The sequence below is a fragment of the Chitinophaga dinghuensis genome (genome assembly GCF_003259435.1).
GTDB lineage: Bacteria > Bacteroidota > Bacteroidia > Chitinophagales > Chitinophagaceae > Chitinophaga > Chitinophaga dinghuensis.
Genome location: NZ_QLMA01000008.1, coordinates 390,968 through 415,802 on the forward strand (window position 1 = coordinate 390,968; position 24,835 = coordinate 415,802).

Consider the following 24,835-nt stretch of genomic DNA (forward strand, 5'->3'; position numbering starts at 1 on the left):
TTTAGAAGCCCACCTTAACGTTAAAACCTACCATTCTCTGCGCAGGAGCGTTCATGTTTTCGGAATCAACATCCGGATCGGAGAATTTGAAATTCGTGAAGAGGAACAGGTTCTGTCCAGTCAATGCTACAGAAGCATTTTTGATACCGGATTTACCGAACCAAGCTTGTGGCAGTCTGTATCCAAGAGAGATTTCACGCACTTTCACAAAGCTCTTTTTCATTACGCCGGTTTCATAGGAGTTACCCCATTTGCGGGTATACGCCTGATAGCTTACCGGAACATCATTTGGTGCATACTGACGGGTATCTGTGAGGATCATACCGTTTTTATCATAGGTAACATCTCCGCTGACAACCTTCACTCCTTTTCCTACATAGTTTTTCAGTCCTTTCACTACTTCGTCATAGCGCCATTGGTTATCTGTTTCCGGGTTAGAACCGGTATCAAACATTTTCGCGTAGATGTAATCGTACATTACGCCACCAATACGGCCATCGATGGTGATACCCAGGTTCCAGTTACCATAAGCGAAGTTGTTGATGAAGCCGAATACGAAGTCGGGATCAGACAAACCAAACTGCTGGGTATAAGTACTGAGGAGCGGCATACCGTTCTGGTGAATCACGTTGCCCTGAGGATCTCTCAGCGCTTTCTGCGTATAGGCGACAACGTCTGTGCGTCCGCCGGATTTTGTCCAGAGGTTTTTAGCAGAATACACGGAATCAATGTCTACATAATACTTATGCTGTGTCGTGAAGTTCAGCATGGAATTCCATTGGAACTTGCCTTTCTTCATCACAGTACCATCCAAAGTGATTTCTATACCACGACGGGCAGTAGTTTCGTTGGTATTGATCAGCGTAGTGGCATAACCGGAAGAAGGCGCCAGTGTTTGCTGGATCTGGGTATTGTAGTATAGTTTTGTATAGTAAGCCAGATCTACGTGCAGGCGTTTGTTGAACAGGTATGCAGCAGTACCAAATTCCCAGGTACGGGTAGTGGCAGGCAGTAAATTGCTTCCCGCCAGGTTATTAGGCGTAGTGGCACTGATAGTACCCCAACTGTTATTGATCGTATAGGCGAGATTGTTAGCATATACATCCAGTGGCGTTTTAGTCATGGTCCAGGAACCTCTTACTTTCCACATGTCGAGCCAGTTTGGTAGTTTGATAAATTCAGACATCAGCACACTGGTGGCAACAGAAGGATAGAAATAGGATCTTGCATTTTCTTCCTGAGTAGAGCTCCAGTCATTTCTGCCGGTTACATCCAGGAATACGGCGCTGTTCCAGGAGAGCGTTGCTTTCCCATAAACAGAATTGGTTTGTTTGGCCCAGGTACCGTAGTTGGTGATGATACCGTCTACGCCGGCAGTAGTGGAAGGCACTGCATTCGCAAGGGAATACCAGCCTGGCACCGCAAGACCGTTTCTTGTTCTTGCACCTTGTTCTCTTTGTTTATAATAGAAGATACTGGCGCCGCCCAACGCATCGATATTCCATTTACCGATTTGTTTATTGTAGGTCAGCAGCAGGTCGCTGTTGATACTGTTTCCCCAGCTTTGATTTTGGCCATACATACCTTTACCGCTGAAGTCGAATGCGAAGGTATTACCGATGGTCATACCTCTGGTAGAATAAATACCAGCAGGGTTTTGGATCACATCTTCATTTTTATAATAGTCGTATCCATTTCTGAACATCAGCTTCAGGTCTTTTGTGAAGTTGTAGTTCATGATCAGACTGGCATTCAGTTTATTCTGTTCAGTGCCTCTTAGTTTTTCATAAGCAATCAGGTATGGGTTATCATACCAGGCATTGTACAGCCAGTTCTGTTTCAGGTTTGGTGTCACCCAATAATCTTTATACTGACGGATATCGTACTCCGGGCCGGTCCACATCAGGATCTGGTAGATATAACCTTGTTGGTCATAGGCGCTACCCCAGAGTTGAGGAGCAGTGGTGCGGGTGTATCCCATATGGCTTTCCAGGCTGAATTTTTCGCCAGCTTTCAGATCGCCGCTCATGGTATAGTTAATGATATTCAGTTTCTGATTAGGGAACTGACCTTTATTATAGATATGATTGAGACCTGCTCTGAAGAAGCCATTCTTGCCACCTTTGGTAACGCTGATGCTATTGTTGGTGATCAGCCCTGTTTGCAGGAAGTTCTTGAGGTTGTTCTTTCCGCTGGATACCAGTGGCATATCCTCATTTTGTTTTGTGATGGGATTCCATTGCACAGCGGTTTGACCGATATCCAGTTTAGGCCCCCATACATAGTCGGTCGCAATTTTACCATCCAGGCCATGGCCGTAGGAAGATTGCACTTTCGGGAGGGCCAGGTAACCGAGATTAAACATGGTATTGCTGTTTACATCTACGGTGAGGCGATCTTCCTTACTGCGTTTGGTGCTGATCATCACTGCGCCGGCTGCGCCACGGGCGCCATACAATGCAGCAGCAGTAGGACCTTTCAGCATGTTAATGCTTTCGATATCATCTGTTGGGATATCGCGGAGGGTCATATTACCATAAGGCACCCCATCAATTACCAGCAATGGGGTTTCACCGCGCATTTCCAGTTTGGGAGTACCATTGAATTCCGTAGAGTTTTTCACTGTCAGACCAGATACCTGGCCAGTGAGGGAAGTACCGAGGTCTACTCCCTTAACGGTTTGCATATTGGTACCTTTTACAGATTGTACCGCATACCCCAGCGCTTTTTCTTCACGTTTCACGCCTAACGCCGTTACCACTACTTCTCCCAGCTCCTTGGTAGCTTCCTGTAATTTCACATCTATGGAAGTGCGGTCGCCCACCAGTTCTTCCCGGCTGCCATAGCCAATAGAGGAGAATACCAGGATAGCCTGCGGACCAGCAACAGCAATGGTGTAGCTGCCATCAGGTTTGGTCATAGTACCGGTGCCGGTACCTTTTTCCATAATCATTACGTTAGGAATAGGTTGTACCGCATCGGTTACTACGCCGGAAACTTTTACTTTCTGATTAGCTTGTACAGTAGCCTGGCTGTTATCATCCGTTAATTTTTTGGGAGACGACTGATACTCTCCCACTCTGTCCTTTTCTACGATCGTATAGTAGTTAGGTTTCACGTACAGGAATACGAGATCATTTGGATAGAGTACACCTTTCAACACATCTTCCAGTGATTTTCCGGAGAAGTTCGTGATGTTGTAGGTAGTTGTTTTGGTCTTTACTACCTGCGGATCATACACAAAATCTGCTTTGTACACGCGGGTAATAGCTTTCAAGGCATCAATTACAGGGACAGTTTTCTGTGCATACACCGTACTTGTGGCTGCCAGCAATAGTACCACAAGCAACCGCTTAAAATAGCGCAGCGTCATAGTTGGCGAATTTTTCGTTTAGTTAAAGTGGAATTTGTTCCGTTTAGGAGTAAGTGTTAGAAATGGAAAAAATTACCCCATCCATTTTTTATTTTTTTTCCAGACTCCCTTGGCGTATTAATAATTATAGCTAACCTAGTAGCAGAATGACTCACATAACAATTTAATAATCAACAATTTATTATAAATACATTTACCTTTACCGTGGATACGTACATTTTCCAATAACAATTAGTTAACATAATAAGCCCCTGTGAAAGGAGCGACTAAAGGTTGACGGTATCCTTTTTTCAATAATTTTGCGATCTGTTTCAATCAATCTCTGACCTAAAAATGGACAATCCGGTATTCCAACATATTATGAATGGCGATATTGAAGCCTATTCCGGATTGTATAAAGAATATTACAAGCGATTCTATAATTATGGCAGAAAGTTCACCACTAACACTCATCTGATTGAAGACAGTATTCAGGAGGTATTCCTGGATTTGTGGAACAGACGTGAAAAATTATCGCATGTAGATTCACCTAATTTCTATCTCTATTCATCATTCCGTTACGTTCTCATAAAAAAAATCAGGCAGCACGATAAATTGGTATTAAATCCGTCTGCGGAGGAAGATTATGAAATGTCTATCGAGAATGTAATCGTTAGCAAAGAGCTGAATGAGGAGCTGCAAGTTAAACTACAAAAAGCAATTAAAACGTTGACTGGCCGACAGCTCGAAGCAATTTTCCTGAAATTTTATGAGAATCTTTCTTATCAGGAAGTGGCATCTATTCTTAACATCTCAGTAAAAGCAACATATAAGATCATGGCAAGGAGCCTGTTAGCGTTGAAAGAAAAGGTTATGATCTTATTGTTATTATGCCAATATTTGCTGTCCGAACTATTTTAAATATTTTTTACAAAATAGCTTGGGGTAAAAACAGCAGAACAGGGAACTATATAATAGAATGAAAAAAGGAGCTACCGCATATAATAAATATATTCACTATAAGGAAAGCGATTTTCTTACGGACGCCTATTTCCAGGAGTGGGTGTACCAGCCATCCGCCGACCATGACACCTTCTGGCAGATGGTACTAACGCATCTACCCCAGCAACAGGAAGCCATTGAAAATGCCCGCATATATCTTAAAAGTATCGCATTCGTTACCCATACCCCCACTGATGCAGAAGTAGAAGCCTCCTGGGCAAGGCATTTGCAGTTACTGAACGCACAACTGGAAGCAGAAAAAGAAAATCCGCCCAAAGTACATTTTCTTTCCCGCCGCACTATGTTCCGCGCAGCAGCTGTCATTTCCGGTCTTATCATTATAGGTGGTACGTACTTCTTGTTAAATCGTACGCGTAACGAGCAAGTGATTGCCAGCACTACATTTGGTGAAATACGCCATGTGACGCTCCCAGATGGATCACAGATAGAACTGAATGCTAATTCAAAAATCACTTACAGTAAGAACTGGAGCAAAGGCAATAACAGGGAAGTATGGCTGGAAGGCGAAGCCCTCTTCCATGTCATTCATATTAATAAAGATACCAATCAGATCAAGGCCGAAGAAAAATTCCTCGTACATACGAAAGACCTTACTGTTACTGTACTGGGAACGATGTTTGACGTAAGACAACGCCGCCAGAAAACGGAAGTGGTACTCGAAAGCGGAAAAATAAAACTCTCCTTTGCCAATGGCAAAGACCAGGATATTATTATGTCGCCCGGCCAGATTGTATCCTATAACAATGCAGAAAATAAACTCATCACTTCCACCACCTCTGCTGAAAAGTACAGTGCCTGGAAGAATCAGAAATTGATATTACAAGACCCTACAGTCAATGATATACTCCTTTACCTGGAAGATAACTTCGGCAAAAAAATCATCATGCAAGACCCGGCAATGAACAACAGAACGGTAAGTGGCCCTATTCTTATTTCCTCTCTGGACGACGCACTGTTTGTACTATCCACTGTACTGAATACAGAAGTAGAGAAACAGGACAGCAACACTATTATTTTGCGTTCCCGCTCCTCCAGATAAAATTTTTTCCAGGTTCCATGGGGTAAGAAGAGCACATAGCTACACTATACATCAAAGTGAAGCTATAAATCTACGTTCCATGAGAAAAATTTTAGCTGCCGTAATTTGCATCTGCTGTTACAGCACCCTCTATGCCCAGCAACAATATCCTTACCATAGCGATATTCAGGCGTTCAAACATCAGGACTCGCAGACTCCTCCCACAGGTAAGGAGATCCTCTTTATTGGTAGTTCCTCCTTTACCTACTGGCAGGATGTAAATAACTACTTCCCGGGCCATCGGATTATCAATCGCGGCTTTGGCGGCTCCAATCTCCTGGATGTTATTCATTATGCCAATGATGTCATCTTTGCTTATCATCCTAAGCAAATCGTAATCTATTGCGGAGAAAATGACCTGGCTTCGGATACGGTGAAAGCGCCCATGCTGCTAAAACGCTTCCAGACACTGTTCTCCATGATCAGGAGTAAAATGCCGGAAGTTCCCGTAACGTTCATCTCCATAAAACCAAGTCCCAGCAGAAGCCGGCTCCTTCCTGAAATGGTAAAGAGCAATAAAGCCATTCAGCAATTTCTCGCCAAACAGTCCCATACTTCTTTTGTAGACGTATACAGTAAAATGCTCCAGTCCAACGGCGCCATTAAAGCGGAACTCTTTAAAGAAGATCAACTGCATATGAAGCCGGTTGGTTACCGTATCTGGCAAAAGGCCATAGCGCCGCACCTGGTGGATCAATCTCTCACCACTATGAAAGTGGCCACCTTCAATCTTCGCCTCAATATAGCATGGGACAGCGCCAATGCATGGCCTCATCGCAAGGAAATGGTGCGGGACCTTATCCAATACCACCAATTTGATGTATTTGGCGTACAGGAAGCCCTCATCGATCAGATGAAAGATCTGGATGCCATGGGTACGCATGCTCATGTAGGCGTAGGCAGAAACGATGGAAAAGAAGGGGGCGAATTTTCTGCTATCTTCTATAACAAGGAAAAATATGACCTGATAAAATCCGGTAACTTCTGGTTATCACCTACGCCGGAAATACCTTCCAAAGGCTGGGATGCCGCCTACATCCGGATTTGCACCTGGGCCCACTTGGTAGAAAAAACCACTGGCAATGCATTCTATTTCTTCAATACTCACTTCGATAATGAAGGCGTGCAAGCCAGGGAAAATTCCGCCAAAATGATCCTGGAAAAAATCCATCAGTTATCCGATAACAATACGCCCGTTATCATTACCGGCGATTTCAACTCAAACCCTGCTACCAGCGCTTACGGCGCCATCGTGCAGCAATTCAATGATGCCAAACTGGTTTCTCACACCAAGCCCTATGGGCCGGACAGCACTTTCCAGGATTTCAAATATCATAACTGGACAAAAGTGGTGAAAGAAGGGAGAATAGATTTCATCTTCATCAATAAAAACATAGAAGTACTGAACTACGGCGTACTCACTGATGCAAAAGACCTCCGTTTCCCATCAGATCATTTCCCTGTAGTTTCTACCATTCGCTTTTAATCTATACTGATATGAGATATTTAAAACTCACCATGCTATTGGCTTTCAGCTTTATGAGCCATATAGCGGTTGCCCAACAACAAGATCTGCAAATGAAAACTTTTGTAGATGCACTCCTCAAAAAGATGACACTGGAAGAAAAGCTGGGCCAGTTAAATCTCCTCACTTCCGGAGAGGTGGTAACCGGATCAGCTGTAAGTACTGGCGTAGAAGCCAAAATTAAAGCCGGTCAGGTAGGCGCATTGCTGAACATGACAAAAGTGGACGACATCCGTAAAGCGCAGCAGATGGCCGTAGAGCAATCCCGACTGAAGATTCCTTTACTCTTCGGACTGGATGTTGTACATGGATATAAAACCACCTTCCCTATTCCATTGGCATTATCCTGCTCCTGGGATATGACAATGATAGAAAGAAGTGCACGGGTAGCAGCCCTCGAGGCCAGCGCCGACGGTATTAACTGGACCTTCTCTCCTATGGTGGATATTGCCCGTGATGCCCGTTGGGGAAGAATTGCAGAAGGATCAGGGGAAGACCCGTACCTGGGGTCCCAAATTGCGGCCGCTATGGTACGTGGTTATCAGGGGAACAACTTCTCCGAGAACAGCAACATCCTCGCCTGTGTGAAGCACTTTGCACTCTATGGCGCGGCAGAAGCTGGAAGAGATTACAATACGACTGATATGAGCCGGGTGAGAATGTATAACGAATACTTCCCTCCTTACAAAGCCGCTGTGGAAGCTGGCGCAGCTACTGTCATGACTTCCTTCAACGAAGTAGACGGCATTCCTGCCACCGCCAATAAATGGCTGATGACAGACGTACTCCGCCAACAATGGGGTTTCAAAGGCTTCGTGGTAACAGATTATACTGCTATCAATGAAATGATAGCGCATGGTATGGGGGATCTGAAAACCGTCTCCGCGCTGGCCCTGAATGCAGGCACGGATATGGACATGGTAGGCGAAGGCTTCACCGGTACCATTGCCCAATCCCTGAAAGAAGGTAAAGTAGACATCAATACCATTAATACCGCCTGCAGACGTATCCTGGAAGCTAAATACAAACTGGGCCTCTTTAAAGACCCTTACCGCAACTGTAAAGGTGACCGCAGCACAGAGATCTACACGCCAGAGAAGCGACAGGAAGCGCGCAAAGCAGCTACGGAGACATTCGTCTTGCTAAAAAATCAACAACAACTCCTCCCTCTAAAAAAACAAGGCAGCATTGCATTGATAGGCCCACTGGCTAATTCCCGCGTAAATATGACAGGAACATGGTCCGTTTCTGCGGAAATCACCAAACATCCATCTTTATTGGAAGCGCTTCAGCAAACAGTAGGCAACCAGGTTAAAATCAATTATGCCAAAGGTTCCAACCTGACTACAGATTCCATGCTGGAAATCAACAGCACCATGTTTGGACGTTCTCTCCACAGAGATGCCCGCACTGCTGCTGAACTGAAAAAAGAAGCATTAGCAATCGCCAGCCAATCAGATATCATTGTGGCGGCATTGGGAGAATCTTCTGAAATGACCGGCGAAGCCGCCAGTAGAACAGATATCGGTATTCCTGATACGCAAAAAGAATTATTAGCTGCGTTGGTAGCTACCGGCAAACCAGTAGTGTTGGTACTTTTCGCGGGTCGTCCTATGACGCTCACCTGGGAAAACGAGCATGTTCCTGCCATCCTGAATGTCTGGTTTGGCGGATGCGAAGCAGGTGCCGCCATCGCCGATGTATTATTCGGAGATGTAAACCCATCTGGTAAACTGACCACCAGCTTCCCACAAAACGTAGGACAGCTACCACTCTATTACAGCCATAAAAATACAGGCCGTCCACTGACAGCCAACGATAAATGGTTTACCAAATTCCACTCCAACTACCTGGATGTATCCAATGAACCATTATATCCTTTCGGCTACGGACTGAGCTACTCCAGTTTTTCGTATAGCGATATCCGTTTGTCGGCCAAACAATTCAAACCAGGCAGTCATATCACTGCTACCGTAACCGTTACGAATACCAGTCATCAGGACGGCATAGAAATCGTACAGCTGTATACAAGAGACCTGGTAGGCAGTATTACCCGACCAGTGAAAGAACTGAAAGGATTCCAACGGGTAGCCATCAAAGCGGGCGAATCGAAAGAAGTAACTTTTACCATTTCAGAAAACGACCTGAAATTCTATAATAGCGAGTTGAAATATGTGGCTGAGCCGGGAGACTTCAAAATCTTTATAGGCGGAAACAGCAGAGATGTGAAAGAAGAAGGATTTAAGTTATTATAATTCAAAAAACGGGCTCGACTAAGTCGGGTCCGTTTTTATTTTTATGCAGTTTCTCCCCAAACCTTCCTCCAGCGCCTACTCCCATTTGGCAGTTGTTTTTTGCTGATATTATGCTAAAACTGCCAATTATACCCATTTTCCCATTAAAGGAAATGTATGGACGTATTAATCAATCCCCAGTTTACCGAGTACCCGATTAACAATCCTGTCGCATCTACTGGGATGAAATGGAAAAATCATTTCCTTTTTGTAGTCTTTCGAAAGGTGTTCATGCAGCAATATTTTAGCCCGGATTTGCCGGACTTTTACATTTACTGGCGAGATACTTAGTACTTTGCTGGTATCTAATACGGAAAGTTGTTCTATTTCACGTAGTATAAAAACGGCCCGGTAATCTTCCGGAATACTTAAGAGTGCCTGTTCCAGTATGTTACCAGGTTCTTTGTTACTAAATGCTTCCACAGGGTATTGCTTAGGGTTTCAGAGTAGTCAGACGCTTCATTATTGAAAAATCATAGCGAAACTTTTCATTACGATTGGATTTCAATCTTTTAATTCAATTGTTTGAATGAATATTTCCAGGTCCTGTAGCGTGTTGATAATAATTAGATACCGAATGAGAAAAATGGTTACAAAAATTTTCAACTTTTTTGTAACCTTAGCTAAAATTTGTTCTCTAATCAATATAAGCGGCTATACTAGCCCGGATCACTAACCTGAATGACCTAAAAGCGCAAATCGAAGCATGATTACAGTACAAAATTTAAGACAGTCGAACTTATCCCTGCCCCCATTAACCCATCAACGAGTACAGGAGTTAAAACAAACCCCTAAGGGCCAACGTATTATGCAGGAGGCATTTCAAGCGTTTCCGGATTTAATCAAATCCCTTACAAATGCCTTACAAGAGAAACTGGATCAGTATAGTTCCACCCGTACCCTCGGAGCCGACTTTTCAGAAGGCCCGACCCTGGAAACGCTGGTGGAAGAGTACCAATTTCTGGAGTTTGTTCAATTTGTGATGTTCCTGAAATTCAAAGACGAGAAAAACAAGGAAGCCAGTGGGCATACACCCGGTTCCCTCCAGGCAAACAGGGCTTAAGAGAGATTTCCGCTCCCCTAACGGTACCGGCTATGCGACGATGATGTCCAGGCCATAGGAGGAGTATTAACTAATCTGTATTTTCACCATTAACTGATTATAGATGGTAAACTCGTACTAATTTTGCCAGTCAAAGGAGTTTATTCATCAAACCTATTACTTAATGTATTTTCTCAAGTGGTCAAATCGTTTACTGGCATTTTCCCTGGAAATAATGATGCTGATTATTGCAGTATATGCTCCGATTAAGCTAATTGTTACACCATGGATAAAATATGCTGTGGCAGCGGGATTGCTGGTGTTTATTATTGTGCTGTGGGGTATTTGGGCTGCCCCTTCTTCTGCCTCCAGGTTAAAACTACCCTACCTGGTTATTTTCAAATTCCTGATCTACCTCTTACCCACCTTCCTGTTGTATAAAATGGGAATGAAGAATTATGCCGGGATATTGTATGCACTGGTGGTAATCAATGAGATAGTAGCCTTATTGTTTCATGAATATAATTGAGATGGAATAATACTGACAGGCACAAAAAAGTAAAACCTGCGACCAGCGCAGGTTTTACTTTTTTCAAATGCTATATTTTCTGATATTTCGTTTTACTTACTCCTACCCACCGCATAAAAAGGCTCCAACACCTTACACGCAGTACCCGTTTCCGGTACCAGGAAAGAACCGCCCCAGATGGTCTCCGGGTGATTCAGTATTTGCATAGTAGTAATTCTGATGGCATCTACCGCCTGGGTTTCTGGTAGCGACATTAACTTTTCTGCTTCTTTCCGCGATACCCATTTTACTTCGGCTACATCTTTGGGCGACTTCAAACTCCCACTGGAAACATGCGCCGCGTAATGCGTACGGATGGAGACAACAGGTTTGAAATCAAACTGGAAGGTCACCATGGCACGCAATTGCGGAACCGTAATTGCATAGCCGAATTCCCTCGCCAGACTATCCAAAGCGCCTTTTATGCTCTGGTTCTCATTATAACGCAAGGAAGGTGTCAGCCAGCCGGTTTTATATTTCACAAGTAAAATTTCTTCCCGCTGATTAATCAGCACCAGTCGCAAAATCGTATAGTTATCTGCTTTAACGGCCTTGTCAGGCGTAGATTGGGCGAACAGCATAACAGGTAACAAAAACAGAAAGACAAATAAGGATTTCTTCATAAGACAAGATTTTAGCGGGCTATTCAGTCAGGAACAATGCATTCTCCAGACCAAATTTTACAACTTTTTGAAGATACTGATTCCTATCGTAATCTGTGTCAATTTTCAGCTGTTTTAAATATAAATGGGTGGCATCACTTGTTAACTGCGGTACATTGCGCGGGGCGGATGGTTTAATCTCATTCTCCTGCTCCTTCTGCTTTTCCAGCACCAGCAGGAGATTTCCCGCGGTGGTTCTGTCCTGTTGCAGCAATTGATCCACTCTTTCACCGAATGCTGCTGCGCTTACTTCCTGCAGCGTTACCCCATTGCTTTCAAACGCCGCAATCACCTGCGGAAGTCCCATACCACTTTCTAAAGTGAGATGGAAAGTATGCATCAATGTATGATGATGTAAAGCCAGCTCCCCTATTACCCGCGCCATTACATCCACCGGGGCCATTTTGAGATTAACAGCACGGAGTTGTTCTGTATAGCAACCCAGTTTCAGAAGAGTCAGCAATCGCAGGTAAATAAGATTGCTTTCAATTGGGTGGAGGAATATGCCGTCTTCCAAACTACCGCCAATATTCTGCATTCGGAATATATTCACCTGCATAAAGTCCGGGGTATTTGAACGCAGATATTCTTCTGCTTCCAGTCGCGTTACCGCATGAATATATCCTGTATTATCCTGTCCGATGTTCAGATCTGTTTCATAGAATGCAACCGGTTCTTCCTGTGGCACACTGCTACCAGCAATACCCACAGTGGAGATATGCTGGAAGTAGCTAATACCCTGTTTTACAGCCCAGTTAAATACATTGATGGTACCATTGATATTCAGGTCCCGCAGCTTCTCCGTTTGTCCTACATATGCAGGGGAACCGGCGCAATGAAATACCATACTTACATCAGGCAATGTAGTGCTGATTCCGGCATCTTCGAGGGTAACATCTCCTCTGATCACTTGTATGCGGAGATGAGTAGTCAGACCGGAAATTGCTGAAAAACGGTTCCAGAAATGCGTTTCGGCCGACTGCTGATCTTCTCCTCTTACCAGACAATATATCCTTGCATCGGTATGATCCAGCAGATAGCGGGTAATAAAACCTCCAGCAAAGCCAGTGGTGCCAGTTACGAGGATGGCCTTCGGTTGCAGCCTTTGCAATGGCCCCATTCGTTGAATGTTTTCCAGTAGCGATGTATAGGCTTGCTGACGGGCCTCTCCATCCAGATGGATTATTTCTGTATTTACCTGTGCCACGACTGCATCTTTCACCGGCTCTCCCATACGTGCCGCCACCAGGGTTGCCATGCTCTCCAATGAAGGATGACTGAACATATCCTGGTAGGTAACCGTGATACTAAAAGATTTTTTCAACTGATCAATCATATCCAGGCCGAGTAAAGAATCGCCACCCAATTGGAAAAAATCATCCGCTGGTTGTATAGGCGTTGTTATTTCCAGCAGCTGTTGCCAGATACTAGCAATTTCTGATTGGATAGCGGCGAGTGTCCAGGTACTTGTTACTTCCGCTACTGCCGGCGCTGCTGTTGTTACAGGAGCTACAGCAAGACTTCTCACCTTCTCCGGCCAATATCTTTTCAAATCAAAAAACGGCAGCGGAAGCGTGGCATGCGTATGGAGGTTGGCAGGCTCCAATGGCAATTTACCATCGTTTACCATGGTATAGTAAGCGAGACATCTATCTTCGTAACATAACTTCCCATTGATCACTTCCAGATGATGCAACTCTTTCTTAAATGGTGCCGCAAAGCTGTCATGGCTGAAATCGAAGATGACTATATCTTCTGTTGCAGGAAGCTGTTGCAGGTATTTAAAAAAGTTGATACTGTTAAAATCCGCGCCAGGAGCTATCTGCGCAATACGAAATGCTTCCTCCGGAAGGATGTTTCCGGAAAGGATCTGTTGCACTATATTTCCTTCTTTAGGGCTTACCAGGGTTACCTCTTTGCCCAATACCGCCATCAGCCATTTACATACGGCCGTCTGGAAAGCAATATTCCTGGCTGCCGCACCAGGTAATACCATACCGGCAACCAGCTTATCATATTCTTCGCGTAATAACAGGTTACCTTTTAAAAGGGCATTCACCTGTGCTTCTTCAAATGAAAGAATATCGATATTCGCAATGAAATATTTCTTCTTCCTGGACGATGGCTGAAAGGGTGCTTCCAGCTGCTCTAATAAAGCATTTTTATCCTTGAACAACAGTCCTTGCTGTGCCGGACGTTGCGTAAATAATCTGTTTACCTGCTGACACCAAGGTTCCAGGTTAACGTGATCGGTTACACGTAGCATGGCGGCCAGTTGCTTCTTCAGTTGTTGCAGTCTTTCCGGCGTGCGTTCCGACAGCTGCAGGAAATACACCGGCAAGTCGTTATAAACAATGGAAAGCTTTTCCTGCCTGGATACCACAGCATGTACGTTATTACCCGTGAGGCCAAAGGAGCTCACACCGCCTATTCTACGTCCTTCCTTCGCTGGCCATGGCGCTGCTTTTCGCTGCACTTCCACGATGGTATTATCTTCGCTGATATGATCATTCAAGGTTTCAAAACCTGCCTGTGAGGGAAGCGTGTTACTCCGTAGCGCCGCTGTGAGTCGAAGTAAGCCGGCAATGCCCGCCAGTGAATCCAGGTGCCCTATCTGTCCTTTAACGGAGCTGATGCTACAAATGCCATCTGTAGTGTCTACCTGCCTGAAAGCATCTGTGATCCCTTTGAATTCGATAGGGTCACCGAGGATAGTACCTGTACCATGCGCTTCGATAAAACGAATGGCAGCAGGGTTTACGCCTGCGCGTTGCCATGTTTTCACCAGCAGTTCTGTTTGCGCAGCCGCACTGGGAGCGGTAAGACTCGATATGCGTGCGCCGCCGTGATTCATAGCAATACCTTCTACAACAGCGTATATAGGATCATTATCTTTTACGGCATTGGACAACAGTTTCAGTACGAAACAGATCACGCCTTCTCCATTGAGAGTACCGTCTGCCGCGTTATCGAACGGGCGGCATTGTCCCACACGAGAAATGATGGCTGATCTATCCGCTGTTTCACTACTCACTACGCCCAGTATAGCTCCTCCCACAAGCGCCATATGGCAATCTCCCTGTATCAGTGCGTTACAGGCCTGATGCAGGGCTGTAAGCGAAGAAGAACAGGTAGTATTGATGGCAATCACCGGACCATGCAGATCCAGGTAATGGGCGATCCTGGCCCCTTCGATTCCATGCAGGGCATCAAACTCACCCAACTGCTCATCGAAGAACATGGCATAACTACTACTGCGTGAAACATAATACAGGCCCGTATCTGATCCCTGAAGGTGCTTTTCCGTATAGCCGGCATCGTAGAATGCGCGCAGTGCATGCATCAGCATGAGTCTCTGCTCAGGGGCCATTCTTACAGACTCCTTCTCGGTAAGCTGAAAATATTTCGGATCGAACTGGTCGATAACAGGAAGATATCCTCCCTCTTTCAATCGGAATTCCCCAAATCTTGCAAATAAATCTTTCTTCCGCTGCGCTGAGATATCGCCGATAAAGCAGGAAGTGCCTGCAAGCGATTGATAGAGATCCTCCCAGGTCTTTATTCCAGGGAGATCGAATGAAACGCCAATAATTGCTACTGCTTGTTCCATAAGACTAAAAATTTAACGTATTAACACTTACTTCTTCTGTTGCTGCCGGTTCTTCTACCAGTTTTTTCTGCACCAGCAGCGCAGCAAACTGTTCAATGGTATTATGACTGAAAAGGTCTACGATTTCTACCAGCACATCCATATCCTTTTTTATCTGACGTTGTAAGGCCACCACTTTCAGCGAATTACCTCCGAGGCGGAAGAAATTCTGATTCACGCCTATCTGTTCCCGGCCCAATACTTTTTGCCAAACCTCTGCCAGCTTCACTTCCAGCTCACCGGCAGGCAATTGTAATAATTCTTCTTCCCCGTCGCCAGCCCCTGAGGGAACAGGTAATGCTTTTCTGTCTATCTTCCCATTCTGCGATAGCGGGAATTGATCCATCTGTACAAACCAGGAGGGGATCATATATGGCGGCAGGTATTTTGCAAGAAATGCTATCAGCGTGGCCGATTCTATGGATGTACTGGCAACGTAATAAGCCGCCAGCTCTGTTTCTCCTGTGCCTGTCTGATGGGTGGTCACCACCGCCTCTTTTACATTTTCCGCCTGCATCAGGAAATATTCTATCTCTCCTGTTTCTACCCGGTAACCTCTCACCTTCACCTGTTCATCCATTCTGTTGAGATATTCTACTGTGCCGGATGGCAGCCATCGTACGAGGTCTCCGGTGCGGTACATACGTCCGCCAGCGTAAGGGTCCGGAACAAATTTCTGCGCTGTCAGTTCGGGATTATTGAGATAGCCTATTGCTACACCAGCTCCACCAATACAAAGCTCTCCGGCCACGCCTGTTGCCAGGAGATCCTGCTCACTGTCAAGAATATACGCTTTACAGTTGGCCACCGGCTTCCCAATAGTAACAGGTCCTTCGGCGGATACTTGTTCACTGAGGGCATCTACGGTAATCTCCGTAGGGCCGTAGTTGTTATATAGATTGTAACCAAGTGCCAGGAGAGTGTCGCGCAGACTCACAGGTAATTTATCTCCTCCTGAAATAACAGCCGATATGGAAGGGATCTTCTCTTCTGAGAAAGCCAGCAGATTGCTGATCACCTGAGGTACACAATTGAGAATGGTAATACCATTGTCGATAATATACTGCCGCAGCTTTTCAGGATCATACAACAATTCCCTGGAAATAATATGAAACACAGCGCCGTTAGAGAAAGCGCCAAAGATATCTTCTATAAAAGGGTCAAAGGTGGCGGCCGTGAGTTGAATAAACCTGCTATCGGCAGTAATACCATAACGCTGTGTGAACCAGGCAATCAGGTTAGTTACGCTGCGATGAGCGATCAGCACGCCTTTGGGCATCCCGGTAGAACCAGAAGTATAGATGCTGTAGATCACCTGATCCGGATGAATAACACGGTTCGGACGATCAGCAGGCATCGTATCCACCAGCGATGCAAGACCTTGCAGCCATGAGTCGGTAATAGTAATTTTGAATTGACCGTCCGCCGCGATGAAGTCTAGTCTGTCTTTTGGCAAGGCCGTATCCAACGGTACATAAGCTGCGCCGGTTTTCAGTATAGCCATCACCGTTACAGGCAGCCATTCGCTGCGCTCCAGGGACAAACCTACCAGATCGCCTGCTGTAAGGGCGTATTCATTGATCAGGTAATGTGCCAACTGATTAGACAGTCGGTCGGCCATCCCATAAGTGATAACCTTATCCTTGTAAATAATAGCAGGCGAATCTGGATGCGCTGTTGCCTGTTGGCAAAAAAGATCCACTACGTTTGTATTTACAGGAAAATCTACCTGCGTTTGATTGAACGATTGCAACTGGTTTATCACTGCATCATTGCCGAGAATGGCGCTGTTGCCAACGGGAGCGGCCGTGTCTCCCAAAAATATATCCAGTACTTTCTCTACATATTCATGCAATTGCGCCGGCGTAATATCTGCTACCAGTGACCGATTATACTGATAATTAAAAACGAGATGGTTGTTTCTCGCAGCAACTGTCAAATCAAGCGTGGTATTGGTTTTCTCGTGAGAGGCCAGTCGGATCTTATTATTTTCATACCCTGTTGTGCCATTCGTGGTAGTCGCCACATTATTATACACGTGGAAATCCACGTAGTTGAAGATGACATCAAAGAACGGATTACCGAAACTGGTATCTTCTCCCAGTTGCCGGGATATTTCCAGCAGAGTGAGTCTTGTTGTATTTACTTCCTGTAGTTTCCGTTCCAGGGTTTGAAAATAATGCAGCCACGACTTCTGCTTATATTTCGATAATTGCGTGCGCCATGGTAGTGTATTGAGATAGCATCCCAATATCTTATCGCCATCTTCTGTTAAGGGGCGGTTATTGGAAACGAGTCCTATCGTAATATCGGAATCATAGGTAAGCAGGTTCAGTGCATACACGAAAGCGCCGAGCAGTACTGTCTTCAATGTTATTTTTTCTTCTCTGCACGCTTGCCTTAACTGCTCTGCCTTAGCAGGATGTATGATGTGCTGAAAAGTATGCTCTGCAATGGTATTCCCAAATATATGCAGCCGTTTGAAGTCATGCATTTCCTGCTGCCAGTAATCCCGGTTCTTCTTATCTTTTTTGGCAAGTATCTCCTGCAATACGTGTTCTCTGTTACTGCTCTTCAGCGGTACTGGCGTAAATGAAGGCTCTTCGAGCAATTGCCGGTAGAGGTTAAACAGTTCTGTATTGAAAGATGCGACGCTCCATCCATCCAGGATAGCGTGGTGGAACTGGAACAGGAAAACACTGTGTGTGGCATCAAGGTGAAAAACAGTTGTGCGCCAAAGAGGAGCTGCCAGCAGATCGAAGGGACGCTTACGCTCTTCTCCGATATAATCGCGGATAGCAGTTTCCTGTTCCAGGGCACTGCTTGCACTGAGATCAATTATCTCTGTGTCAACAGCAGCCTCTTTATAAACGATCTGTACTTCCTGACTATAATTGATAACGTCCAGGGCTGTACGAAGTGTGGCATGCTTGCGCACCATGAGTCGCAGTGCTTTATCAAAATGATCCTTGTCTACCCTTGGTATATGATAAGTAAACTGGTCGTGATACAGCCCTTCCCCTGGGTGCAGGAGCGATAATGCCACCATTCCTTTCTGTATATCGCTCATAGGATATACGTCTTCTATGTGTCCGGTATTTTGGGTCATGGGAATGTATTAGTTGTTTTGAATAATTTCGTTGCGGAGCTCATTGAAGGAGGCCATGATATCCTCTTCTTCTGAAGAGGCGGCAGGAGCTGTTATCTGGTCCTCCTCTATTTTGGCAGCAAGGCGTTGAATAGTGCCATACTGGAATAATTCTGCAAGAGAGTAATTAGTGCCCGCAGCTGCATTGATGCGACTGATCAGGCGGATGGCCAGGATTGAATCGCCGCCTGCGTCAAAGAAGTTATCTGTTATGCCGATCTTTTCCATATCCAGTACCGATTCCCAGATTTCGACCAGTTGCAGTTCCATGGTGGTAACAGGGGCAACATATTCCTTTCTGATAACATCATTTCCACTTACAGGTGGCAGCGCTTTACGATTAGCCTTACCACTGCTGGTGAGTGGCATATCTTCCATTTCTACAAAGTAGGTTGGCACCATGTATTCCGGCAGCTTCTGTTGCAGCCAAGCTTTCAGCGTTGATTTATCGGTTGGTGACGATACCACATAATAGGCTACCAGCGCTTTGCTGCCATGTACTTCCTGTGCTGTTACCACCGCCTGGTGGATATGAGTATAGGAAGACAACACCTGTTCTATTTCTCCCAGCTCTATTCTGTTGCCACGGATCTTTACCTGATGATCCAAACGTCCGAGGTATTGAATAGTGCCATCAGGCAGCCAACGGGCGCTGTCTCCGGTACGATAGATACGCTGACCTGCAATAAAAGGATCAGGCATGAAGCGACTGGCGGTTTGCTCTGGCAGATTCAGATAACCTTGCGCTACCTGAATACCTCCTATTATCAGCTCTCCCGCCACACCGGCAGGTTGTAACTGCATAGCAGGGTTCACCATATAGATCTGCGTATTGGCCACTGGTCGGCCAATGCTCACACCATGACTCAGCGATACCTCCGTAACATCTATTGCAGTTACATCAATGGATGCCTCCGTAGGGCCGTAGAGGTTATATATACGCACACCCGGCAGCAATTCCCGGAATTGTTGTACCATGGCTGCCGGTAACTCTTCTCCACTGCATACCACCTGTTGCAATGTGGTATTGCCAGTTTGATAATCTGCCAGGAAAGCCCCCAACATGGAAGGCACAAAGTGAATAATACTCACGCTTTCCTGCGCTATGAGTTGTTGCAGGTACTGCGGATCTTTATGTCCCTCCGGACGGGCCATCACCAGACAGCTACCGCTGATAAAAGGTAGCAGCAACTCCCATACAGATACATCAAATGTATAAGGCGTCTTTTGGAGGAAGATAGCAGATGGCTGGAGGTTCAGGTCTTCCTTCATCCATAACAGTCGATTATACAAACCTTCGTGCATGTTCAGCACGCCTTTCGGATGGCCAGTGGAACCGGAAGTATAGATACAATACGCCAGCGAAGATCCTGTAAGTATAGGCAATGATAATTCCTCGCTGTATTGTGATTGCTCGTTCTGAAAATCCTTCAGCAACGCCTCATCTACGATCACACCAATATTGCCATTCTCCCGGATATAGTCAATACGCTCCTGCGGGTAATGTACATCCAGCGGCACATAGGCAGCGCCGCATTTCAGTATAGCCATTACCGTTACAGGCAGCCATTCGCTGCGTTCCAGCAGGATACCCGCCAATGCGCCGCTTTCCAACTGATGCTGGACTTGCAGGTAATGCGCCAGTTGATTACTCAGCGTATCCATTTGCTGATAGCTCAGTACACGGTTTTCATATACAATGGCTTTATTATCCGGCGATGTTAGTACCCTTTCCCGGAACAAGTCCAGGATATTTTTTCCAGGCGCATAAGAGACAGCCGTATCATTGACACCATGCACCAATTGTTCCTTTTCTGCTGCGGTGAGGAAATCGATGGTATCAATAGCTGCTCCCGGATTCGCCAGCATAGCGGCAGTTAACTGTTTAAAGTGTTGCATCATCCCGGCGATCAGGTCATAGTCATATACGTCGGTATTATATTTCAGACGATACATAATATGGCCTCCCCTTTCATAAAAACCGAGTTCTATATCAAATTTGGCATAACGCCTGCCCAGGTCTACAATACTATTCAACTCTTCTTCCGATTTATCCGGGGCCTCTACCTTTCCTTCGAAGTTCTGCAAGGCAATCATGATATCAAACAGTACATTACTTCTGCTAATATCCTTTCGCACCTTCAGGTCTCGCACCAATTGGGAGAAAGGATACATTTGATATTGAAACGCCGATAGGGTATGTTGTTTCACCTGATCATACAACGACAGGAAGGATTCCTCTCCACTCACCTGATTCCTGATAGCCAGGGTATTAATATAGCAGCCGATCTGATTTTCGAGATCAGGATGAATTCTGCCGGCATAAGGCGCTCCAAGTGTGATATCTGATTGACCAGTATAGCGGTACAGCAATGCATTCCAGGCCGCCACCAATGTCATAAACAAACTACCGTTATTCTTCTTTGTAAACTCATGCAACTGTGCAGTGAGGGTTTTCGGCAGATAAGTACTCAGATAGCGGCCATTATGGGTTTTAACAGCCGGCCGTTTGCGGGTGGATGGCAGGTCGACAGTCGGTATCTCCCCAGATAAATACTGCATCCAGTATTTCTTATGTGCATCGTAATGTCCTTGCTGTAATTGCTCTTTTTCCCAGACTGCAAAATCTTTGTATTGTATATCCAACTGCGGCAACGGAATATTCGCTCCTTCGGATTCTTCCAGGTATAACGCACGAATATCTCTGGCTGCCACTTCCGCCGAAATACCATCTGTAATGATATGATGTACGAGATAGTAGATATAATACCCTTGTGCAGTATGGAACAAAGTGACGCGAAACAGCGGCCCATTTTCCAGATCAAAGGTCTGAAAGAGGTCATTATCGAATATCGCATGATAGATGAATTGATGCGGATCTGCTTCCTGGCGGATGTCCGTCTCATCCACTAAACAATTCAGCTCGTTGCTCTCTAATACATGCTGACGCGGGATTCCGTCCGCACCCACCCGAAATACGGTGCGTAATATTTCATGCCGTTCGATTAATCTCGCCACGGCTCTTTTAAAGGCAGCCGTATCAAAGTCGGGTTCAGCAGGACTCACCGTAGGAATATTATAGGCTATCAGTCCATCTCTCACCTGGCTCAGCGTCCATACCATTTCCTGCGCGCTGGATAAAGGATAGCCATCACTTGTAACGGCAGGGGCTATACGTTCATACACTTCCCCGGCATTGTTATGGATCAGTGCTATGTGCGACTGGATCGTGGTATGTTCAAACAGGTCCTGCAATTTCGGGCGGAACCTGAATGTGCGATAGTAAGTAGAGATCAGCTGTGTAGCTTTCAGACTATGACCTCCTAATTCAAAAAAGTTATCGGTAACGCCTATACCTGCAACACCCAGCACCTCTTGCCAGATGGCCGCCAGCTGGAATTCCATCGGTGTGTATGGCGCCTGATATTCACTTCTGATTATATCCTCTCCGCTCACAAGTGGCAGCGCTTTGCGATTAGCTTTACCACTGCTGGTGAGTGGAATATCTTCCATCTCTACAAAGTAAGTCGGCACCATGTATTCCGGCAGCTTCTGCTGCAACCAGGTTTTCAGTTCGGATTTATCAGTAGGCGTCGATACCACGAAGTAGGCGACGAGTACCTTAGTGCCGTGTACTTCCTGTGCTGTTACCACCGCTTGTCGGATATGGGTATAGGAAGACAACACCTGTTCTATTTCTCCCAGCTCTATTCTGTTGCCACGGATCTTTACCTGGTGATCCAAACGTCCGAGGTATTGAATTGTGCCATCAGGCAGCCAACGGGCGCTGTCTCCGGTACGATAAATACGCTGACCTGCAATAAAGGGATCAGGCATGAAGCGACTGGCGGTTTGCTCTGGCAGGTTCAGATAACCTTTAGCTACCTGAATACCTCCTATTATCAGCTCTCCCGCCACACCGGCGGGTTGTAACTGCATGGCAGGGTTCACAATATAGATCTGCGTATTGGCCACTGGACGACCAATGCTCACACCATGACTCAGCGACACCTCCGTAACATCTATTGCAGTTACATCAATGGAGGCCTCCGTAGGGCCGTAGAGGTTATATATCCGCACACCCGGCAGCAATTCCCGGAATTGTTGTACCATGGCTACCGGCAGCTCTTCTCCACTGCATACTACCTGTTGCAATGTGGTATTGCCAGTTTGATAATCGGCCAGGAAAGCCCCCAACATGGAAGGTACAAAATGAATAATACTCACGCTTTCCTGCGCTATAAGCTGTTGCAGGTACTGCGGATCTTTATGTCCTTCCGGACGCGCCATCACCAGGCAGCTACCGCTGATAAAAGGTAACAGCAACTCCCATACAGATACATCGAATGTATAAGGCGTCTTTTGTAGGAAAATAGCAGACGGCTGGATGTTCAGGTCTTCCTTCATCCATAACAGTCGGTTGTATAAACCTTCATGCATGTTCAGCACGCCTTTCGGATGACCAGTGGAACCGGAAGTATAGATACAATAAGCCAGCGAAGATCCTGTAAGCACAGGCATGGATAACTCCTCGCTGTATTGCGATTGCGCATGCTGAAAATCCTTCAGTAACGCTTCATCTACGATCACACCAATATTGCCATTCTCCCGGATATAATCGATACGCTCCTGCGGATAATGCACATCCAGCGGCACATAGGCAGCGCCGCATTTCAGTATAGCCATTACCGTTACAGGCAGCCATTCGCTGCGTTCCAACAGGATACCCGCCAATGCCCCACTTTCCAACTGATGCTGGCCTTGCAGATAATGCGCCAGTTGATTACTCAGCGTATCCATTTGCTGATAGCTCAGTACACGGTTTTCATATACAATGGCTTTACTATCCGGCGATGTTAGTACCCTTTCCCGGAACAGGTCCAGGATATTTTTTCCAGGCGCATAAGAGACAGCCGTATTATTGAAGCCATCAACCAATTGTTCTTTCTCTGCTACAGTAAGGAAATCAATGGTATCAATAGCCTCATCTGGACTCGCCAGAATGGCTGTGGCCAACTGTTTAAAATGTTGCAGGAGCTGGGTTATCTGCTGTTCATGAAAGATATCTGTATTATAATCCGCTACCACGTTTAATACCTCTCCAGCTTCGTAGACATTTATCTCTATATCAAACTTTGCATAGCACTGGCCCATATCCAGAATAGTATCCTGCGGCTCAGTGGAGGAAGAAGTAGCATTCCTGTCGCCAATATTCTGCAAGGCTATCATCACATCAAAGAGCGCATTTCTGCTGGTATTTCGACGGGCACCCACCTCCTGGAGGATATAATCAAATGGATAGGCTTGATGAGTATAAGCGCGCAGTGTATTGTTTATTAACTGTTGTATAAATGTCGTGAAGGAAGATGCGCCATTCACTTCATTGCGCAGCGGTAACGTATTTACATAGAACCCGATCTGGTTTTCAAGATCCGCATGGTTTCTGCCGGCAGCAGGCGTACCAATAATGATATCCTGCTCTCCAGTATATCGATAAAGTAGCACCTTCCAGACAGCCAACAGCGTCATAAAGAGGCTACCACCTTCAGCGCGGGTGAAGGCACGGAGCTGTGTAGTAAGATCCCGTGATAGGTAGGTACTGCATCGTCTGCCTGAGAAAGTTTTAACCGCAGGACGCGGTTTACTGCCGGGCAATGATAACTCCGGTAATTCGCCTGACAGTGATGCTTTCCAATATTCTTTTGCATCCGCACCAGCAGCGGTATGTAATTGCTCGTGCTGCCAAACCGCATAGTCTTTATACTGGATGGCCAGCGGCGTCAAGGCAGGCGTAAGCCCCGCAGCCAACGCACGGTAACAGTTAATAACGTCTCGCCCTAATACATCCATAGACCAACCATCGCTGATGATATGATGCATGTTATAGTAAAACAGGTATTTACCTTCAGCTACCTGTAAGAGCGCCATTCTCAGTAATGGCCCCTGTTGCAGATCGAAAAGAGTAGCCGAGTCAGTAGCTATATACTGCTGCGCCGCTTGTTGAGGATCAATAGCGTTGCGGAAGTCCAGGCGGGCAATATGGAACTGCAGCGCTGCTGGCGACAGGATAAATTGTCTGGGGATGCCAGATTCATCTTCCCGAAATACCGTGCGCAATATTTCATGTCGATCGATGATGATATCTATCGCGCGAGAGAAAATATCGATATTAAAATCCCCTTCCAGTTCCATGGAAAACGGGAGGTTATAGGCGAGACTGCCAGTATCCAGTTGGCTGAGCACCCAGAGGCGCTGCTGACTGGGCGATAATGGATAGCTGTCCTGCACAGGCGCTGGAGATATTGCCACAAAAGCCTGTCCTGCGGTATATTTCTTCAGATAGGAAATGATCTGTGGCTTATGGGCGCGCAGCAGATCGATATGCCGGTCTTCGATTTCATCCTGTTCAAAACTCACTTGCAGATCGTCTCCGTCAAGTGTGACATAGATACTGTTCCTTTCCAGCTCTGCTAACAAATCAAGGATATCCATAA

General features: G+C 45.8%; 12 protein-coding genes. 6 read left to right on the forward strand and 6 right to left on the reverse strand.

Going from position 1 to position 24,835, the window contains the following annotated elements; all coding sequences use genetic code 11:
- Window position 1: 1 nt before the first annotated feature.
- Window positions 2-3,373 (reverse strand): SusC/RagA family TonB-linked outer membrane protein, encoded by a 3,372-nt coding sequence (locus tag CLV59_RS23370; RefSeq protein WP_111594487.1) that lies wholly within the window; start codon window positions 3,371-3,373, stop codon window positions 2-4.
- A gap of 333 nt (window positions 3,374-3,706) precedes the next feature.
- Between CLV59_RS23370 and CLV59_RS23375 the strand changes: the two genes are divergently transcribed.
- The 4 genes from CLV59_RS23375 (at window position 3,707) to bglX (ending at window position 9,233) form a co-directional block, all read left to right on the forward strand.
- Window positions 3,707-4,273 carry an RNA polymerase sigma factor gene (locus tag CLV59_RS23375; RefSeq protein ID WP_111594488.1) on the forward strand — a complete coding sequence of 189 codons (567 nt, stop codon included), beginning with the start codon at window positions 3,707-3,709 and terminating at the stop codon, window positions 4,271-4,273.
- 58 nt (window positions 4,274-4,331) lie between these two features.
- Complete coding sequence (locus CLV59_RS23380; RefSeq protein ID WP_111594489.1) at window positions 4,332-5,414, forward strand: FecR domain-containing protein; 1,083 nt, start codon at window positions 4,332-4,334, stop codon at window positions 5,412-5,414.
- A 79-nt stretch (window positions 5,415-5,493) separates the two neighbouring features.
- Complete coding sequence (locus CLV59_RS23385; RefSeq protein ID WP_111594490.1) at window positions 5,494-6,939, forward strand: endonuclease/exonuclease/phosphatase family protein; 1,446 nt, start codon at window positions 5,494-5,496, stop codon at window positions 6,937-6,939.
- An 11-nt stretch (window positions 6,940-6,950) separates the two neighbouring features.
- A complete protein-coding gene (gene bglX / locus CLV59_RS23390) occupies window positions 6,951-9,233 on the forward strand; it encodes a beta-glucosidase BglX (protein ID WP_111594491.1) in 2,283 nt (760 codons plus the stop codon).
- Between the two features lie 165 nt (window positions 9,234-9,398).
- Here bglX and CLV59_RS23395 read toward each other — a convergent pair whose 3' ends face one another.
- Window positions 9,399-9,695 carry a sigma factor-like helix-turn-helix DNA-binding protein gene (locus CLV59_RS23395; RefSeq protein ID WP_111594492.1) on the reverse strand — a complete coding sequence of 99 codons (297 nt, stop codon included), beginning with the start codon at window positions 9,693-9,695 and terminating at the stop codon, window positions 9,399-9,401.
- 283 nt (window positions 9,696-9,978) lie between these two features.
- Here CLV59_RS23395 and CLV59_RS23400 point away from each other — a divergent pair, with 283 nt between their 5' ends.
- Complete coding sequence (locus CLV59_RS23400) at window positions 9,979-10,335, forward strand: hypothetical protein (RefSeq protein ID WP_146616287.1); 357 nt, start codon at window positions 9,979-9,981, stop codon at window positions 10,333-10,335.
- Window positions 10,336-10,498: 163 nt separating this feature from the next.
- A complete protein-coding gene (locus CLV59_RS23405; RefSeq protein WP_111594494.1) occupies window positions 10,499-10,843 on the forward strand; it encodes a YrdB family protein in 345 nt (114 codons plus the stop codon).
- 92 nt (window positions 10,844-10,935) lie between these two features.
- On the opposite strand, the gene CLV59_RS23410 is transcribed toward CLV59_RS23405, so the two are convergent.
- Genes CLV59_RS23410 through CLV59_RS23425 form a run of 4 tightly spaced genes read right to left on the reverse strand, consistent with a single transcriptional unit; the run spans window position 10,936 to window position 24,833 of the window.
- Complete coding sequence (locus tag CLV59_RS23410; protein ID WP_111594495.1) at window positions 10,936-11,505, reverse strand: NUDIX hydrolase; 570 nt, start codon at window positions 11,503-11,505, stop codon at window positions 10,936-10,938.
- 19 nt (window positions 11,506-11,524) lie between these two features.
- A complete protein-coding gene (locus CLV59_RS23415) occupies window positions 11,525-15,154 on the reverse strand; it encodes a beta-ketoacyl synthase N-terminal-like domain-containing protein (protein ID WP_111594496.1) in 3,630 nt (1,209 codons plus the stop codon).
- A 4-nt stretch (window positions 15,155-15,158) separates the two neighbouring features.
- A complete protein-coding gene (locus CLV59_RS23420; protein ID WP_111594497.1) occupies window positions 15,159-18,302 on the reverse strand; it encodes a non-ribosomal peptide synthetase in 3,144 nt (1,047 codons plus the stop codon).
- A 9-nt stretch (window positions 18,303-18,311) separates the two neighbouring features.
- Complete coding sequence (locus CLV59_RS23425) at window positions 18,312-24,833, reverse strand: non-ribosomal peptide synthetase (protein ID WP_111594498.1); 6,522 nt, start codon at window positions 24,831-24,833, stop codon at window positions 18,312-18,314.
- Between the last annotated feature and the right edge of the window lie 2 nt (window positions 24,834-24,835).

Excerpts from the sequence above, each read along its gene's own strand:
- CLV59_RS23425 (WP_111594498.1), bottom strand. The coding sequence starts at position 24,833 with ATGGATATCCTTGATTTGTTAGCAGAGCTGGAAAGGAACAGTATCTAT.
- CLV59_RS23375 (WP_111594488.1), top strand. The coding sequence starts at position 3,707 with ATGGACAATCCGGTATTCCAACATATTATGAATGGCGATATTGAAGCC.
- CLV59_RS23370 (WP_111594487.1), bottom strand. The coding sequence starts at position 3,373 with ATGACGCTGCGCTATTTTAAGCGGTTGCTTGTGGTACTATTGCTGGCA.
- CLV59_RS23405 (WP_111594494.1), top strand. The coding sequence starts at position 10,499 with ATGTATTTTCTCAAGTGGTCAAATCGTTTACTGGCATTTTCCCTGGAA.
- CLV59_RS23385 (WP_111594490.1), top strand. The coding sequence starts at position 5,494 with ATGAGAAAAATTTTAGCTGCCGTAATTTGCATCTGCTGTTACAGCACC.
- CLV59_RS23415 (WP_111594496.1), bottom strand. The coding sequence starts at position 15,154 with ATGGAACAAGCAGTAGCAATTATTGGCGTTTCATTCGATCTCCCTGGA.
- bglX (WP_111594491.1), top strand. The coding sequence starts at position 6,951 with ATGAGATATTTAAAACTCACCATGCTATTGGCTTTCAGCTTTATGAGC.
- CLV59_RS23400 (WP_146616287.1), top strand. The coding sequence starts at position 9,979 with ATGATTACAGTACAAAATTTAAGACAGTCGAACTTATCCCTGCCCCCA.
- CLV59_RS23380 (WP_111594489.1), top strand. The coding sequence starts at position 4,332 with ATGAAAAAAGGAGCTACCGCATATAATAAATATATTCACTATAAGGAA.
- CLV59_RS23420 (WP_111594497.1), bottom strand. The coding sequence starts at position 18,302 with ATGACCCAAAATACCGGACACATAGAAGACGTATATCCTATGAGCGAT.
- CLV59_RS23410 (WP_111594495.1), bottom strand. The coding sequence starts at position 11,505 with ATGAAGAAATCCTTATTTGTCTTTCTGTTTTTGTTACCTGTTATGCTG.